The organism is Thioclava sp. F36-6 (genome assembly GCF_002020305.1).
Classification (GTDB): domain Bacteria; phylum Pseudomonadota; class Alphaproteobacteria; order Rhodobacterales; family Rhodobacteraceae; genus Thioclava; species Thioclava sediminum.
In genome coordinates this window covers 852,010-868,461 of sequence record NZ_MPZX01000002.1, presented here as the reverse complement: position 1 = coordinate 868,461, position 16,452 = coordinate 852,010, and the positions used below count along the sequence as shown (strand labels likewise).

Sequence of the window (16,452 nt, the reverse complement as noted above, 5' to 3'; positions counted from 1 at the left end):
GTCAGGCGCATGACGCTGTCACCTGCGAAGCGGGAGGGGCAGCGGGAGCGCAGGCCGTGACCGGAGGCTGCGAACGGCCCTCTCAGGTCTTCTTTAACCTTTCCTTCTAGCTCTGTTCGGGCCGAAGCGCGGGCGCTTTCGGTCGGTCCCGGCGCGCAATTGGCATGGCAAGGGGCGCGCGGGTGGGAACATGGACAAGAGGATTGCAGATGAACGTCGCGATTACCGAAGGGCTGGTGCTGACCCCGCCCGCATTCGCCGAAGGGCTGGATCAATGGTCGAGCGAGGATGGCACGCCGGGCTCCACGACCTATGAGAGCACGGGCAATGCCGTGCTGGTTCCAGCGGATGCGGATTTCGGCGGTTGTCTGGAGATGCTCAAGACCCAGACAGTGCAGAAACTGCGCTACATGGGCGACACGCCGATCCTGCCGGGCACCTATCTGCGCATCCGGGCGCGGTTGAAGGCGGTCAGCGGCAACCTGCCGGAGGTGCGCGTCGCGGGCTATGCGGCGACGGGGTCGGGTGCCCATGTGAGCGGCGTGGTCGAAGTCGGTCCGACGGTCGCGCTGCAAAGCTATGGCGCGGTGGTCGAAGTGTCGGCGATCGTCGGGACCGGCTCGCGCGACGGTGTCGATATGCCGTGGGGGCTGGATGCGGTCTACGGGCATTTCGGGCTGGACCTAACCGGCGCGAATGGCGGCGTGGTGCGCATCGACGATATCGAGATCGAGGATGTGACCGAGGCGTTCCTGCGCGACCTGATGGGCTGGGTCGATGTGAAAGATTACGGCGCGGTGGGCGACGGGACGACCGACAATGTCGCGGCGTTCAACGCGGCCGATCAGGCGGCGAACGGGCGCAAGGTTTTCGTCTCGGAGGGGGTGTATTACCTGGGCCGCACGATTTCGATCTCGTCGCCGGTCGAGTTCGTGGGCACGCTGGTGATGCCGGTCGCAGCGAAACTGGCGCTGATGTCGTCCTTCGACTTTCCGACCTATGCGGCGGCGTTCGGCGATGAGTCGGCGGGGTTCAAGAAGGCGCTACAGGCGCTGTTCGGCTATACGGATCACAACGTGCTGGACCTGAAAGGGCGCCGCGTCGAGGTGACCGAGCCGATCCGCATCGAGGAGATCGCGCCGGACCTTACGAGCTTTTCCAACCGCCGGGTTCTGCAGAACGGGCAGATCAACGTGATCGCGGGCTCTGCCTGGGACGATGAGGTGGTGACGTCGCAGGCGAGCTATTCGGTGAGCCAGTCGATGCAGCTGACTTCGGTCGCCAATATCGCGAACATCCCGGTGGGCGCGCGGATCACCGGCACTGGAGTCGGGCGCGAGGTCTATGTGAAGTCGAAGAATATCGGCGTGCAGACCCTGTATCTTTCGCAGCCGCTTTATGGCGGGTCGGGTACGCGGACCTACACGTTTACGCGCCACCAATATGTGCTGGATTTCTCGGGGATGGAGAAGCTCGACCGGTTCAACATCGCCAATGTGGAATTCCTCTGCAACGGCGCGGCGAGCTGCGTGATGCTGGCGCCTGACGGGCAGATGTTCCAGATCCGCGACAGCTATGTGGTGCGGCCCAAGGATCGCGCGATCACTTCGATCGGGCGGGGGTGTCAGGATCTGCTGATCGATGGCTGTCAGTTCCTGTCGGACGAGATGCTGGTGCCCGCGCAGGATCGCAAGTCGATGGTGCTCAACGTCAATGCCAATGACAGCAAGATCCGCGACTCGCGCTTCGTACGCTTCGGGACGAGTTTCGTGCTGAATGGCTCCGGGCATCTGATCGTCGGCAATCACTGGTTTCAGGGCGATGAGGAAAGCAACGGCGTGCGCGTGGCGGGGCTGGTCTTTACCCAGACCAATGTGCAGTCGGCGGTGACCGGCAATTACATCGACAACTCGGTGATCGAGTGGACCAACGAGCATGACGCCGAGCCGGATTTCGCGAGCGAATATAGCTTTGGCGGGCTGACGGTGACGGGCAATACCTGCGTGTGCATCAATGTCGCGCCGTGGTTCACCTGGCTGTCGATCAAACCCTACGGGCCGGGGCATTTCATCCAGGGGCTGAGCGTGACGAACAACGTGTTCAAGTCGCTCAACGGCAGTGTCGACCGGATCGAGAAGATCGACACGAGCTTCGCGGATATCGACCGCTCGCGGGTGCGCAACGTGGTGTTCGAGGCGAATATGTTCAACGCGATCAACGACATCTCGCAGAACCCGGTGATGGTCGAGGTGAACCAGTCCACGGCGCAATCGGTCTGGACGGTGGATGCGAGCGAGTATCTGCCCTTCGGGGGCTGGGCGCGCAACGTGCAGAGCCTGATCGCCGAGGGCATGGTTCGCGACGGCTCGGGGGCGCGGATCGACGCGATGCCCTATGTCGCGGTGGAGCAGGGCGCGGCCAAGAACCAGATCACGGTGAACTGGCCGGAGGCAGCGAAGGGTCGGCTGCAGGTCACGCTGCGGATGGATAACCCGATCTGAACGATGTGAGCGGAGCCGGTCCGGGCCGGGGCGGACGGATTGGCGGGACGGCGCGTGGGACGAAGGTCTCGCGCGCCGTTTCTATGTCAGGTCGGCAGATGTCAGACGAAAGGCGCGACCGAAGCCGCCATTGAGGCTGGCCGAGATCGGGCGGAGATCGAAGAAGAAGAAATCGGGCAGGTCGATATAGAGCTTCGATTTCGGATGATCGGAGAGCCAGCGGTCGCGCATCGCCGGGAAGGCGGGATCGTCGCGGTGGATGGCATGCGCCTCGACCTGCAGCGAGAGGCGGGGATGGGTGAGGGGATCGCCTTTTGTGCCGGGCTCGCCGAGCAATAGCCCGGCCCGGTGGTCTTGCAGCAGGGCGGTCGTGTGTGCTGCGAGGCTGGAAACGAAGGTTAACAGCTCTCCCTTAGGGCCGGGGCCGAGGGCGACGCGTGTCACGACCGGCGCGCCCGTATCCGGGTCGAGCGTGCCAAGCGCGCCGAACCGGGCTTCACGGATCAGGCTTTGCGCCAAGGCGCGGGCCTCGGCATCCGTGGGACGGATCGGGTTGGTCGGCGGGGTCGGCTGTGGCATGGGAGGCTCCTTCAAGGCGGCGCGATGGTAGGGCGCGGGCCTGCGGGCGACAATCGTCGAATTTATCCACAGGATGCCGTAACGGAAGGTCGCGCGCCGAATCATTCTGAGCGTCCGATTCGTCTCGTCGCAGCTGCGGCATGATTTTAACCGTGCGGTCGATTTTCAAATTCAGTCGGGTCCGAGCGGAAACGCTACAGGCAAGCACTTGAATTGGCTCGCCTATTTTCTGCCTCATTTCCGTGCATTTACAGCGTTAGCGCAATCGGTGTCAAAAAATTTACAGAAATATGTAGCGTATAAAGGGGGTTACATGAATCTTAACCTTTGAGTTACAGTGGCGCGGGGTAGAGGGCCTGCACTATCACGCGGGCGACATGCGGACACGCCGTGCCGCAATGCGAAATTGCTGGGAGGAAGCTCATGACTGCGCAAGACAAGGTGACTCAGGTTCCAGAGGTCAAAGAGGTCCCGCCGGGCTTCGAGAACGCCCATGCCGACGCCGCGAAATATCGCGAGATGTATCAGGAATCGATCACCGATCCGGAGAAGTTCTGGGGCCGCGAAGGTAAGCGCCTCGACTGGATCACGCCGTATACCAAGGTGAAGAACACCGATTTCACCTTCGGCCATGTCGATATCAAATGGTTCGAGGACGGCGTGCTGAACGCCAGCGTGAACTGTATCGACCGTCACCTCGCCACGCGTGGCGACCAGACCGCGATCATCTTCGAGCCCGACGATCCGGAAACCCCGGCGCAGCACATCACCTATAAGGAGCTGTCCGAGAAGGTGAACCGCTTCGCCAACGTGCTTTCGAGCCAGGGCGTGATGCGCGGCGACCGCGTCGTGATCTATCTGCCGATGATCCCGGAAGCGGCTTACGCGATGCTCGCCTGTGCGCGTATCGGCGCGATCCACTCGATCGTCTTCGCGGGCTTCTCGCCCGACGCGCTGGCCAACCGTGTCAACGACTCGGGCGCCAAGGTCGTCATCACCGCCGACACCGCCCCGCGCGGTGGCCGTCGCACGCCGCTCAAGGCGAATGCCGACGCGGCGCTGCTGCACTGCTCGGACAAGGTGCGCTGCCTCGTCGTGAAGCATACCGGCGACCAGACCTCGTGGATCGACGGTCGCGATGTCGACGTGAAGGCGATGATGGAGAACGTCTCGCCCGAATGTCCGCCGCGTCCGATGAATGCGGAAGATCCGCTGTTCATCCTTTACACCTCGGGCTCGACCGGCAAGCCGAAGGGCGTGGTGCATACCACCGGCGGCTATCTCGTCTACGCCGCGATGACGATGCAATACACGTTCGACTACCACGATGGCGACGTGTTCTGGTGCACCGCGGATGTGGGCTGGGTCACCGGCCACAGCTACATCGTCTACGGGCCGCTCGCGAATGGCGCGACCACGATCATGTTCGAAGGCGTGCCGACCTATCCGGATGCGGGCCGCTTCTGGGCCGTGTGCGAAAAGCACAAGGTCAACCAGTTCTATACCGCGCCCACCGCGATCCGCTCGCTGATGGGCCAAGGGCCGGAATGGGTCGAGAAATACGATCTCTCGGCGATGAAGGTACTGGGCTCGGTCGGCGAGCCGATCAACCCCGAAGCCTGGGCCTGGTACGACAAGTACGTCGGAAAGGGAAAATGCCCGATCGTGGACACGTTCTGGCAGACCGAGACCGGCGGCCACATGCTGACCCCGCTTCCGGGGGCGACGCCCACGAAGCCCGGCTCGGCGACCCGTCCGTTCTTCGGCGTGAAGCCGGTCGTGCTCGATCCGCAGACCGCGGTGAAGCAGGACGAGACCGAGACCGAAGGCGTGCTGTGCATCTCGGACAGCTGGCCGGGTCAGATGCGCACCATCTGGGGCGACCACGAGCGTTTCCAGGAGACCTATTTCAGCCAGTACAAGGGCTATTACTTCACCGGTGACGGCTGCCGCCGCGACAGCGACGGGTACTACTGGATCACCGGCCGCGTCGATGACGTGATCAACGTCTCGGGCCACCGCATGGGCACGGCGGAAGTCGAATCCGCGCTGGTCGCGCATCAGGCCGTGGCAGAGGCTGCCGTGGTCGGCTACCCGCACGAGCTGAAGGGGCAGGGCATCTACGCCTATGTCACGCTGATGAACGATGTCGAACCCTCCGACGAGCTGCGCAAGGAGCTCGAGAAGTGGGTGCGCACCGAGATCGGTCCGATCGCGAAACCGGACATCATCCAATGGGCGCCGGGCCTACCGAAGACCCGTTCGGGCAAGATCATGCGCCGCATCCTGCGCAAGATCGCCGAGAACGATTTCGGGTCGCTCGGGGACACCTCGACGCTGGCCGATCCGTCGGTCGTCGATGATCTGATCGAAAATCGCGGGAACAAATGATGTCGGACAGCACGACCATGACGCAGACCAAGCCTGCCGTTCTGATCCTTCTCGGCCCTCCGGGCGCGGGCAAGGGCACGCAGGCGCGGATGCTCGAAGAGACCTTCGGCCTCGTGCAGCTCTCGACGGGCGATCTTCTGCGGGCCGCGGTGTCTCAGGGCACCGAGGCCGGTCTCGCCGCGAAAGCGGTGATGGAGGAGGGCGGCCTCGTCTCGGACGAGATCGTTCTGGCGATCCTGCAAGATCGCATGGCTGAACCGGATGTTGCGAAAGGGGTGATCCTCGACGGGTTCCCGCGCACCGCCGGTCAGGCTGCGGCGCTCGACGGTCTTCTGGAGGAGAATGGCCAGTCGGTGACCGCAGCGATCAGCCTGGAGGTCGACGACGAGGCGATGATCGCCCGCGTCGCCGGCCGATACACCTGCGCCAAATGCGGCGAAGGCTATCACGACGAGTTCAAACAGCCCGAAGTTGCGGGTGTTTGCGACAAATGCGGCGGCACGGAATTCAAACGCCGGGCCGACGACAATGCCGAGACGGCGCGCGCGAGGCTGGAGGCCTACCACGCGCAAACGGCACCGCTGATCGCCCATTACAAGGCGCTCGGTGTTCTCGAGGAGATCAACGCGATGGGCTCCATCGACGAGATCGCCTCGGGTCTTGGGTCGATCGTAAAGCGCGTCTCGGCCTGATTTTTGGGGAGGGGCGGGCCCATGAGGGGCCCGTCTGGAGAGAAACTAAAAGGGAGTTAGTCTCATGGCGGACAAATCCTCGTCCAACGCCTATTGGAAGGCGAATATCCGGACCATCCAGATCTCTCTGGTGATCTGGTTCATCGTGTCCTTCGGCTTCGGTATCGTGCTGCGCCCGATGCTGGCAGGCATCAAAATTGGTGGCACTGATCTCGGCTTCTGGTTCGCCCAGCAAGGCTCGATCCTCGTGTTCCTGGTGCTCATCTTCACCTATGCGTGGCGGATGAACAAACTGGACCGCGAGCACGGCGTCGAAGAATAATCTCAGGGAGGAGAGAGGGACATGGATCAGTTTACCCTCAACCTGCTGGTGGTCGGCGCGACTTTCGTGCTCTACATCGGCATCGCGATCTGGGCCCGTGCGGGTTCCACGTCGGAATTCTACGCCGCCGGTCGCGGCGTTCACCCGGTCGTCAACGGTATGGCTACGGGCGCTGACTGGATGTCGGCCGCGTCGTTCATCTCGATGGCGGGCATCATCGCCTTCGGCGGTTACGACACTTCGGCCTACCTCATGGGCTGGACCGGTGGCTACGTGCTGCTGGCCATGCTGCTTGCGCCCTATCTGCGCAAGTTCGGCAAGTTCACCGTGCCGGAATTCATCGGCGACCGTTTCTACTCGCAAACCGCGCGCACCGTGGCCGTGGTCTGCCTCATCGTTGCGTCGATCACCTACGTTATCGGTCAGATGACCGGCGTGGGCGTTGCGTTCTCGCGCTTCCTCGAAGTGGACAACACCACCGGCCTCTTCATCGGCGCGGCGATCGTGTTCCTCTACGCGGTTCTCGGCGGCATGAAGGGCATCACCTACACGCAGGTTGCGCAATACGTCGTGCTGATCATCGCCTACACCATCCCGGCGATCTTCATCTCGCTGCAGCTGACCGGCAACCCGATCCCGGGTCTGGGTCTGTTCTCGAACGACGTCAACACCGGTGCGCCGATCCTGACCACGCTGAACGGTCTGGTCTCCGATCTGGGCTTCGCGTCCTACACCGGCCAGCATGACACCACGCTGAACATGTTCCTGTTCACCATGACGCTGATGGTCGGCACCGCCGGTCTGCCGCACGTCATCGTGCGCTTCTTCACCGTTCCGAAGGTCGCCGATGCGCGCTCCTCGGCGGGTTGGGCGCTGGTGTTCATCGCGCTCCTCTACCTCACCGCTCCGGCTGTGGGTGCGATGGCGCGTCTGAACCTGATCTCGACCTTCTACCCGAACGGCGTCGGTCAGCCGGCCGTGGAGATGACCGCGATCGAGAACGATCAGAACCTCTCCTGGGTGCGCAACTGGGCCCAGACCGGTCTTCTGACCTTCGACGACAAGAACGGCGACGGCCGCATCGAGTACAATGCGGGCGACACCAACGAACTGAGCGTGAACCGCGACATCATCACGCTTGCCAACCCTGAGATCGCCAACCTGCCGGGTTGGGTGATCGCGCTGGTGGCTGCTGGTGGTCTGGCTGCGGCTCTGTCGACGGCTGCCGGTCTTCTGATGGCAATCTCGTCGGCGGTCTCGCATGACCTGATCAAGTCGCAGATCAACCCGGGCATCTCGGAAAAAGGCGAGCTTCTGGCCGCCCGTATCTCGATGGCCGTGGCGATCGTCATCGCGACCTATCTGGGTCTGAACCCGCCCGGCTTCGCGGCACAGACGGTGGCTCTGGCCTTCGGTCTGGCAGCGTCGTCGATCTTCCCGGCGCTGATGATGGGCATCTTCACTAAGCGCATCAACAACACCGGTGCGGTTGCAGGTATGCTCACGGGTCTCGCGACCACGCTGATCTACATCTTCCTGCACAAGGGCTGGTTCTTCATCCCGGACACCAACACGTTCACGGATGCGAACCCGATGATCCTCTCGATCAAGTCGACCTCCTTCGGGGTTATCGGCGCGGTCCTGAACTTCATCGTGGCCTATGTCGTGTCGAACGCGACCAAGGAGACCCCGGAAGATATCCAGGAGCTCGTCGAGTCGATCCGCGTGCCGAAAGGCGCCGGTGCGGCAGTCGACCACTAAGACAGCGGCGCGGGACGGGGTTCGCCTCGTCCCGACCTCTGAAGCTTCGGCAGGCGCCCCTCGGGGCGCCGCCACCACCCAAAGGAAAAGATCATGGCCGCCGATCTGACCCCGATCCTCGCATTTCTCGAAGGCGTCCACCCTTACGACAATCTGTCGCGCAACGAGCTGGAGCATGTCGCCAGTTCCTTCCGCCGCAGAGAATTGCCCGCGGGCGAGACCGTCTATTCCTACCGCGAGCCGCTCAAGGGCATCTACCTGATCAAGCGCGGAGCGGTCGAAGTCACCGATCAGAACGGGGCGCTGGTCTCGATCCTCGGCGCACGCAACACCTTTGGCGAGCGCGGGCTGATGCGCGACGGTCTGGCCGCGACCACCGCGCGCACCACCGCCGAGACCGTGCTGCTGGAACTGCCGGTCGAAGAGTTCCGCGAGCTGTCGCAAAACGCCCCCGCCTTCGCGCGCTTCTTCAACCGCGTGCGCGGTGGCGAGACCCGCACCAATTCCATCGCGACGATGAAGATCGCCGATCTTCTGGCGCAGGAACCGATGGGCTGCGCGCCCGAGACCACCGTGACCGAGGCTGCGCGGCAGATGCGCGATGCGCATATTTCCTCGCTCGGCGTGACCGATGGCGAGGGTGCGCTGGTGGGCATCGTTACGGTGCGCGACCTGTCGAACAAGGTTCTGGCCGAAGGCCGCGCGCCCGATACGCCGGTGGGCGAGGTGATGACGCCCGACCCGGTGACGCTGACCCCCGAGGGGCTGGGCACCGACCTTCTGCATGTCATGCTGGAAAAGCGCGTCGGCCACCTGCCGATCACCGATCGCGGGCGCTTCGTGGGCATGATAACCCAGACCGATCTGACCCGCTTTCAGGCGGTCAGCTCAGCCGTGCTGATCCGCGATGTGGCGGGCGCCGAGACCGTGCCGGAAATGGCCGCCGTCACCGCGCGCATCCCGCAGCTTCTGGTGCAGCTCGTGGGCGGGCATCACGCGCATGAGGTCATCACCCGGCTGATCACCGATATCGCCGATGCGGTCACGCGCCGCCTGCTGAAGATGGCCGAGGAGGCGCTTGGGCCGCCGCCCGTGCCCTATCTGTGGCTGGCCTGCGGCTCGCAGGGGCGCCAGGAGCAGACCGGGGTGTCCGATCAGGACAATTGCCTGATCCTCGACGACGCCGTGACCGAGGCGGATATGGAGTATTTCCGCCAGCTCGCGAAGATCGTCTCGGACGGGCTGGACGCCTGCGGTTACGTCTATTGCCCCGGCGACATGATGGCGACGAACCCGCGCTGGTGTCAGCCGGTCCGCGTCTGGCGCGACTATTTCCGCGGCTGGATCGCCAAGCCCAACCCCGAGGCGCAGATGCTCGCCTCGGTGATGTTCGATCTGCGCGCGATCGGCGGCAACGGGGCGGGGCTGTTCCAGCAGTTGCAGGAAGAGACCCTGGCGAAGGCGTCGAAGAACTCGATCTTCGTGGCCCATATGATCGCCAACAGCCTCAAGCATCACCCGCCGCTGGGTCTGATCCGGGGCTTCGCCACGATCCGCTCGGGCGAGCATCGCAACCATATCGACATGAAGCATAACGGCGTGGTCCCGGTGACCGATCTGGCCCGCGTCTACGCGCTGCAAGGGCGCCTGCCCGAAGTGAACACCCGCGCCCGTCTGATCGAGGCCGAACATGCCGGCGTGCTGAGCCATTCCGGCGCGCGCGATCTGGTCGAGGCCTATGATCTGATCGCGTCGATGCGGCTGGAGAACCAGGCGCATCTCGCGCGCTCGGGGCGCAAGCCCGACAATTATCTTGCACCCTCGGACCTGTCCGATTTCGAACGCTCGCATCTGCGCGACGCCTTCGTGGTGGTGCGCACCATGCAATCGGCCGCCGGTCACGGCAAAGGCGCGATGAGCTGAGGAGAGCTTATGACGAATGATTACATCTCGACCCTTGCTGCCGGCGCGCTTGCCGCTCTCGTGGTCTTCCTGCTCTCTCATCTGAGCAAGAAGTTCCGCGGCGAGAAGCTGCCGAAATGGGTGATGCCCGCAGCGGTCGGGGCGGCGCTGATCGGCTACACGGTCTGGAGCGAGTATTCGTGGTATCCCAAGATGCGCGCGGACATGCCCGACACGGTCGTGGTGCTGCAGAAGATTGATGAGAGCGTCGGCTGGCGGCCCTGGACCTATCTGGTGCCGATGGTCACCCGCTTCATGGCGGTCGATGCCGGCAAGGTGGAGCATCCGGTGGCGGGCAAACCAGAGCTGGCCGAGACCGATCTGCTGCTGATCGGGCGCTGGCAGAATTTGCAGACGGTGCCGACGGTCTATGACTGCAAGACCGACAGCCGCGCCGATCTGGTGAACGGGGCCACGCTGACGAAAGACGGAGAGCTGTCGGGCGGCGGCTGGCTGAAACTCACGCCCGACGACCCGGGGCTGAAAGCGGTATGCGCAGGAGGATGAGACCATGCCGGGGGGGAGGAAACATCGCGTCCTGATCGTGGAGGATGAGGACAATATCGCCATCGCGCTCGACTATCTGATGAGCCGCGAGGGGTTCGACCATGACCGGATCGATACCGGGCGCGGCGCGCTGGAGAAAATCCGCGAGACCCGCCCCGATCTGGTGCTCCTCGACGTGATGCTGCCCGAGGTCTCGGGCTACGAGATCTGCGAAGGCGTGCGCGCCGACAAGGGCCTCGGCGATGTGAAGATCCTGATGATGACCGCGCGCGGCTCCGCGATGGAGCGCCGTAAGGGCCTCGCGCTCGGTGCCGACGGTTTCATCGCCAAACCCTTCGAGCTGCGCGAATTGCGCGAGGAGGTCCACCGCATTCTCGACGGGGAGACGGCCTGATGGACCTCACCCGGCTTTCCCTGCGCACCCGGGTGTTTCTGTTCTTCGCCGCCTTGGCGCTCGGCAATCTGGTGGCGCTGGTGGCGGGGCTGTGGTTCGGCTTCACCCGGCTTGGCGACCCTGAGCTTCTGAATGCGATGGTGATCGGCGGAGCGGTTGCGGGCTTCGTGATCCTCGGGTTGATCGCCTGGATCTGGTTTCTGTTCGACGAGAACGTGGCCAAGCCGATCGAGCGGCTCTCGGGTATGCTGCGCGCCCGTACCACGGCCGAGATCGAGGGCGAGATGGACGCCGATATCGCGCGCTATCTGGGCGATCTGGCTCCGGCTGCCGCCTCGGTCACGCGCCACCTGTCGGAAACCCGCAACGCCCTGACCGAGGCCGTGCAGCGCGAGACGACGCGGCTCGCGCAGGAAAAGGAGCGGCTCGAGGCGCTCTTGTCGGACGTGCCGGTGGGTGTGCTGCTCTGCACCGCGGATCATCAGCTGGCCTTCTATAACGGGCAGGCGGTGGAGCTCTTGGGCTCGGCCCATGCGCCGGGGCTGGATCGGCGCGTCTTCGACTATCTCAACCAGCCGCCTATCGCCCATGCCTATGACCGGCTTCTGGCGACGGAAGACCCGGATGCGGCCTCGGATCTGCTCTGTTCGACGAAGGCGGAGGGCCGGGTGCTCGCTGCGCGCATGCGGTTGCTGTCGGAGGGCGAGGATCACCATCTGAGCGCGCGCCCGGGCTATGTGCTGACGCTGCGCGATGTCTCGGGCGATATGGCCTCCCATGCGCAGCGCGAGCAGCTGATGGACGAGCTGTTCGACCGCATCCGCCGCCCTGCCGCAGCCCTGCAATCGCTGATCGGGGTGCTGACCGCCGATGACGGCCCCGCGCCGGGTCCCGAGCGCGACCGGGTTCGCGAGGCCGCCAATTCCGAGGCGCATCACCTCTCCGCCGCGATCCACGAGTTCTTCGAGCGCCACGAGGCGAACCGTGCCGACTGGTGGCCGCTCGCGATGATCCGCGCCTCCGATCTGGGTCAGGCGGTGGCCGCGCGGGTGACCGCCGAGGGCGGGGCGATCCTGCCGGTCACCGCGGGGCTGATGCTACGCTGTGAGGGCTTCGAGATGGTGGCCCTGCTGGCGGGGCTGGTGCGCAAGCTGACGGGGCGTCGCGACTTCCGGCTGGAGATCACCGAGGACGGCCCCGGCGCGCTGATTGCGCTGGAATGGGAAGGCGCGCCGGTGCCTATCGCGGAGCTCGAGGGCTGGCTCGAGCAGCCGCTCGATGTGGGGCTGGAAGACGTCACCGGGCATCGCGTGCTGACCACCCATGCTGCCGAAATCTGGCCCGAGAAGCAGGGCGACACGCGTGCGCGGCTCTGCATCCCGCTGCGCGAGGCGCGCCATGTCACCAAGCGCCCGAAGCCGGTGCCGCGCGCGGTGGTCTATGATTTCGACCTGCTCGCGCGCGAGCGCGTGGCCGAGATCGCCGACACGCCGCTGACCGATCTGACCTATGTCGTCTTCGACACCGAGACGACGGGCCTGCTGCCCACCGAGGGCGACGAGATCGTGCAGATCGCCGCCGTGCGTATCGTCAACGGTCGACGGATCGATACCGAGGTGTTCGACACGCTCGTCGATCCCAAGCGCCCGATTCCGCCCGGCTCGACCGAGGTGCATGGCATCTCAAACGCGATGGTCGAAGGCGCGCCGGACATTGCGAAGGTCGGGCGCGATTTCCACCGCTTCGCCGAGGGGGCGGTGCTGATCGCGCATAACGCGCCTTTCGACATGGAATTCCTGCATCGCAAGGAGGTGGCGATCGGCGAACGGTTCGATCACCCTATCCTCGACACGGTGCTGCTGTCGGCGGTGGTGTTCGGGCAATCCGAGAGCCACACGCTCGACGCGCTGACCCATCGCCTCGGCATCACCATCCCCGAGGAAGCGCGCCACACCGCGATCGGCGACACGGTCGCCACGGCGGATGCCTTCCTGAAGATGCTCCCGGCGCTGCAGGCGCGGGGCTTGCGGACCTTCGGCGAATTGGTGGCCGAGCTGCGCAAACACGGGCGGCTGATCAAGGATCTGAACGGGTAGGGGCGCTGCCCCCCCCGTCGCCGTAGGGCGACAAGACTTAAGGAAGAGGGGGCGCTGCCCCCATTTCCTCCGGAGATTCCCCCGGGATATTTTGGCCAAGGCGAAGAGGCTGTTTTGCTTCTCCTTGATTGAAATATCCCGGGGTGAATTCGGCGGAGCCGAAGAGGGGCAGCGCCCCTCAATCTTAAAGGATTTCGAGAACCGTCTCGGGTGGGCGCCCGATGCGGGCGGCAGTGTCCGTCAGCACGAGCGGGCGTTCGATCAGCTTCGGATTGGCTGTAAGGGCCGAGAGGATCTCATTCTCATCGGCGTCTTTGGGCAGATCCGTGTCCTTCCAGCGGATCATCGCGGCGGCGGGCTGGCCGAGTTTCATCAGCGCGTCCTGCAGCTCGGCCATGGTCGGCGGCTCTTTCTGGTAGTCGCGCACCTCAGGGGCGATCCCGCGGGTTTCGAGCAGCCTCAAGGTCTCGCGCGATTTCGAGCAGCGCGGATTGTGCCAGATCGTTACAGCCATTTGTCCCTCCCGGTGCCGGTTGCCTCGGAAAGGCTGGCGAAGCCGTCGCGTTCCAGAAGCGCGTCGAGGCCGCGCGCGATATCGGCGGCGAGCGAGAGGCCCGCGAAGACCATCGCGGTATAGAGTTGTACGGCGGAGGCGCCTGCGCGGATTTTCTCGTAGGCCTGCTCGGCAGAGCCCACGCCGCCTACGCCGATCAGCGGCAGCGCGCCCGCGGTATGTTGCGAAAGCTGCGCCAGAACGCGGGTCGATTTCTCGAACAAAGGCGCGCCGGAGAGGCCGCCCTGATCGGAGGGGTTCGGCGAGGTCAGCCCCTCGCGCGAAAGCGTCGTATTGGTGGCGATGATCCCGTCGATCCCGCTTTCCAGCGCGACCTCGGCGATTTCGGCCAGTTCCTCGGCGCTCAGATCGGGGGCGATTTTCAGGAAGACGGGGATGCGCCGCGCTAGGGAGTCGCGGGTCTCGATCACGCCTGCCAGCAGCGCCGACAGCGCGGCTTTGCCCTGCAGGTCGCGCAGCTTCTCGGTGTTGGGCGAGGAGACGTTGACCGTCGCGAAATCGAGATGCGGGCCGGCATGGGCCAGCACGGTCGCGAAATCTTTCGCGCGGTCGGCGGCGTCTTTGTTGGCGCCCAGATTGAGCCCCACCGGAATGCCTTGCGGGCGCTTTGCCAGCCGCTCGGTGATCGGCTCCATGCCCTGATTGTTGAAGCCGAAGCGATTGATCGCGGCGCGGTCGGCGGGCAGGCGCCAGAGGCGGGGCGGCAGGTTGCCTTCCTGCGCGCGGGGCGTCGCGGCACCGACTTCGATGAAGCCGAAACCCGCGCGCATCAGCTGCGGCACGGCCTCGGCATTCTTGTCGAAGCCTGCGGCGAGCCCCACCGGGTTCAGAAGCGACATTCCCGCCAGATCGGTCTTCAGCCGGGGCGAGGTGATCGGGCCGGGCAGGGGCGCGAGCCCCATCCGCAACGCGCGCAGCGACAGGCCATGCGCCTTTTCCGGGTCGATCTTCTGGAAGGCCGCAAGGCCCACGCGCTCGATCAGGGTGGTCACGACATTTCCTTCGGGAAGATATGGCCCGCAGCCCCCAGGGGCAGGGCGTGGTCCCAGACGACTTCGCTGAGATTCAGCGGGCGGTAGAGATGCGGGAAGAGCTGATCGCGGCGCGAGGGCTCCCATTTCAGATCTGCGCCCATCGCGGTGGAGTCGAAGGCGACCAGCACCAGATCGGATTCGCCCGCGAAATGTTTCGCAGCCGTTTCGACGACCTGATCGGCGGTGGAGAAATGGATATAGCCGTCCGCGAGGTCGACCGGCGCGCCGAGCGTGTGCCCGGCTTCGCGAAATGCATCCCATTCGGGGCGGCGGAGGATTTTGTAAATCAACATGGCTTTCCCTTGCCCGAAAACGCGCCGTCCGGTCAAGCGTGGGGCTTGCGCAGGACGCGTAGGGGCATAGCTTTGTGCCATGTGCGGACGTATGGCCAACACTCTTCCCGTCGATGCGATGGCGCGTCTGTTCAAGGCGGTGCCGGGCAATGACGTGCCGGGTGGCGAGCGGTTCAACATCTGCCCGACCGAAAGCCTGCCGGTCTGCATCTCCGGCGAGGGGCAGCGGCAGTTGCGGGCGATGCGCTGGGGCTTCATCCCGCATTGGTACAAGACGCCGACGGACGGGCCTTTGCTGATCAATGCGCGGTCCGAGACCGTGGCGGAGAAACCTGCCTTCCGAGAAGCGATCCGGTCGCGGCGCTGCCTGATCCCGGCGGACGGGTTTTACGAATGGCATCGCGAGGGGGAGGCGAAGCTGCCTTTCTATGTCTCGCGCAAGGACGGCGCGCCGATGGTGTTCGGCGGGCTCTGGCAGGATTGGGAGAAGGGGGGCGAGTTGCTGACCACCTGCGCCATCGTGACCTTGCCGGCGGGGCCAACGCTCGCCCCGATCCATCACCGCGAGCCGCTGGTCCTTGAGCAAACCGATTGGGCGAAATGGCTGGGCGAGGAAGGCCATGGCGCGGCGACCCTGATGCAGCCGAGGCCCGAGGGCATCCTGCAGGCGTGGCGCGTGGGGCAGGAGGTCAATTCGAACCGCGCCTCGGGGCCGGGTTTGCGCGAACCTCTTGCCGATCCCGCTTGAATGGTGCGGCGTGGACCGCTAAGGAGAGGCCAGAGCGCGGGTGTAGCTCAATGGTAGAGCCGCAGCCTTCCAAGCTGAAGACGTGGGTTCGATTCCCATCACCCGCTCCATCTCCCCCGGATCACTGCGATACGCGTCTTTGAGACAGAAAAACCGCCCGAGGGACGATCGGGCGGCTTCAGACGTTTGGGATCTGTGGGGCGCGCAGTGTTGCGCTCATTTGGTCAGGATCAGCTTGCCCGCCTTGGTGATGCGCAGCGTATAGACCTGACCGTCCAGCACGATATGGGCGAGGTTGCCCTTGCCGGTCAGCACCTCTGCGTCATGGACGGGCAGGGCGTTGGCGAAGCTTTCATTGATGCTCATCTGCGGCCTCCCTCGATCCGGTCGAGCGTCGCTTCGAGCGCGCTCTGGCCCGGGGGGAAACCGCTGCACAGCGCCTCGACGATGTCGCGCAGGCTCAGCGGCGGATCGATATCAACATGCGTGTCGGCCCGGTATCGGGGGCCGGGGGAAGAGGGGCGTTTCATCTCCGGTCTCCATCTCGCGAAAGCGGCTCGTCGGGGATCGACTGGCTGATGGAAATAACCTGAGTGAA

Annotated in this window: 16 protein-coding genes and 1 tRNA gene; 11 read left to right on the top strand and 6 right to left on the bottom strand. The window is 64.6% G+C overall.

The annotated features are described in order from the left end of the window. The first annotated feature begins 209 nt into the window (after positions 1 to 209). Complete coding sequence (locus BMI88_RS11260; RefSeq protein ID WP_078548735.1) at positions 210 to 2,501, top strand: glycosyl hydrolase family 28-related protein; 2,292 nt, start codon at positions 210 to 212, stop codon at positions 2,499 to 2,501. Between the two features lie 81 nt (positions 2,502 to 2,582). Here BMI88_RS11260 and BMI88_RS11255 read toward each other — a convergent pair whose 3' ends face one another. Continuing rightward, positions 2,583 to 3,080 carry a pyridoxamine 5'-phosphate oxidase family protein gene (locus tag BMI88_RS11255; RefSeq protein WP_078548732.1) on the bottom strand — a complete coding sequence of 166 codons (498 nt, stop codon included), beginning with the start codon at positions 3,078 to 3,080 and terminating at the stop codon, positions 2,583 to 2,585. Positions 3,081 to 3,503: 423 nt separating this feature from the next. On the opposite strand from BMI88_RS11255, the gene acs reads away from it, so the two are divergent. The 8 genes from acs (at position 3,504) to BMI88_RS11215 (ending at position 13,205) form a co-directional block, all read left to right on the top strand. Beyond that, positions 3,504 to 5,471: an acetate--CoA ligase gene (acs, locus tag BMI88_RS11250; RefSeq protein WP_078522619.1), complete on the top strand. Its 1,968-nt coding sequence runs from the start codon at positions 3,504 to 3,506 to the stop codon at positions 5,469 to 5,471. Further along, positions 5,468 to 6,163 (top strand): adenylate kinase, encoded by a 696-nt coding sequence (locus BMI88_RS11245; RefSeq protein ID WP_078548729.1) that lies wholly within the window; start codon positions 5,468 to 5,470, stop codon positions 6,161 to 6,163. Before acs ends, BMI88_RS11245 begins: the two co-directional genes overlap by 4 nt. 64 nt (positions 6,164 to 6,227) lie before the next feature. Continuing rightward, a complete protein-coding gene (locus BMI88_RS11240; protein WP_078548726.1) occupies positions 6,228 to 6,485 on the top strand; it encodes a DUF4212 domain-containing protein in 258 nt (85 codons plus the stop codon). Between the two features lie 21 nt (positions 6,486 to 6,506). Next, positions 6,507 to 8,246: a sodium:solute symporter family protein gene (locus BMI88_RS11235; protein ID WP_078548724.1), complete on the top strand. Its 1,740-nt coding sequence runs from the start codon at positions 6,507 to 6,509 to the stop codon at positions 8,244 to 8,246. Between the two features lie 93 nt (positions 8,247 to 8,339). Next, a complete protein-coding gene (locus BMI88_RS11230; RefSeq protein WP_078548722.1) occupies positions 8,340 to 10,169 on the top strand; it encodes a DUF294 nucleotidyltransferase-like domain-containing protein in 1,830 nt (609 codons plus the stop codon). Between the two features lie 9 nt (positions 10,170 to 10,178). Next, on the top strand, positions 10,179 to 10,715 hold the full coding sequence (locus BMI88_RS11225; protein WP_078548720.1) for a hypothetical protein: 537 nt from the start codon (positions 10,179 to 10,181) through the stop codon (positions 10,713 to 10,715). A gap of 4 nt (positions 10,716 to 10,719) precedes the next feature. Further along, positions 10,720 to 11,109: a response regulator gene (locus BMI88_RS11220; protein WP_078548717.1), complete on the top strand. Its 390-nt coding sequence runs from the start codon at positions 10,720 to 10,722 to the stop codon at positions 11,107 to 11,109. After that, positions 11,109 to 13,205, top strand: a complete 2,097-nt coding sequence (locus tag BMI88_RS11215) for an exonuclease domain-containing protein (RefSeq protein ID WP_078548715.1) — start codon at positions 11,109 to 11,111, stop codon at positions 13,203 to 13,205. Before BMI88_RS11220 ends, BMI88_RS11215 begins: the two co-directional genes overlap by 1 nt. A 184-nt stretch (positions 13,206 to 13,389) precedes the next feature. Here the strand turns inward: BMI88_RS11215 and arsC are convergent, their stop codons facing one another. From arsC to BMI88_RS11200, 3 genes are read right to left on the bottom strand one after another with little or no spacing between them, the layout of a single operon-like run. After that, the gene (gene arsC, locus BMI88_RS11210) at positions 13,390 to 13,719 is read right to left on the bottom strand and encodes an arsenate reductase (glutaredoxin) (protein WP_078548712.1); all 330 of its coding nucleotides are present in this window, start codon (positions 13,717 to 13,719) and stop codon (positions 13,390 to 13,392) included. Then, the gene (locus BMI88_RS11205) at positions 13,710 to 14,771 is read right to left on the bottom strand and encodes a quinone-dependent dihydroorotate dehydrogenase (protein ID WP_246831869.1); all 1,062 of its coding nucleotides are present in this window, start codon (positions 14,769 to 14,771) and stop codon (positions 13,710 to 13,712) included. The genes arsC and BMI88_RS11205 overlap by 10 nt, the downstream gene beginning before the upstream one ends. Next, positions 14,768 to 15,106: a DUF952 domain-containing protein gene (locus BMI88_RS11200; RefSeq protein WP_078520541.1), complete on the bottom strand. Its 339-nt coding sequence runs from the start codon at positions 15,104 to 15,106 to the stop codon at positions 14,768 to 14,770. The genes BMI88_RS11205 and BMI88_RS11200 overlap by 4 nt, the downstream gene beginning before the upstream one ends. A 79-nt stretch (positions 15,107 to 15,185) precedes the next feature. Between BMI88_RS11200 and BMI88_RS11195 the strand changes: the two genes are divergently transcribed. Together BMI88_RS11195 and BMI88_RS11190 are read left to right on the top strand one after the other, a co-directional pair. Then, a complete protein-coding gene (locus tag BMI88_RS11195) occupies positions 15,186 to 15,854 on the top strand; it encodes an SOS response-associated peptidase (protein WP_078548709.1) in 669 nt (222 codons plus the stop codon). A 36-nt stretch (positions 15,855 to 15,890) separates the two neighbouring features. Next, positions 15,891 to 15,964, top strand: a tRNA-Gly gene (locus BMI88_RS11190). 106 nt (positions 15,965 to 16,070) lie between these two features. On the opposite strand, the gene BMI88_RS11185 is transcribed toward BMI88_RS11190, so the two are convergent. Further along, positions 16,071 to 16,220, bottom strand: coding sequence for a hemin uptake protein HemP (locus BMI88_RS11185; RefSeq protein WP_075774069.1), 150 nt, complete (start codon positions 16,218 to 16,220; stop codon positions 16,071 to 16,073). Beyond that, positions 16,217 to 16,384, bottom strand: coding sequence for a hypothetical protein (locus BMI88_RS19760; protein WP_158522126.1), 168 nt, complete (start codon positions 16,382 to 16,384; stop codon positions 16,217 to 16,219). The genes BMI88_RS11185 and BMI88_RS19760 overlap by 4 nt, the downstream gene beginning before the upstream one ends. Positions 16,385 to 16,452 lie beyond the last annotated feature (68 nt).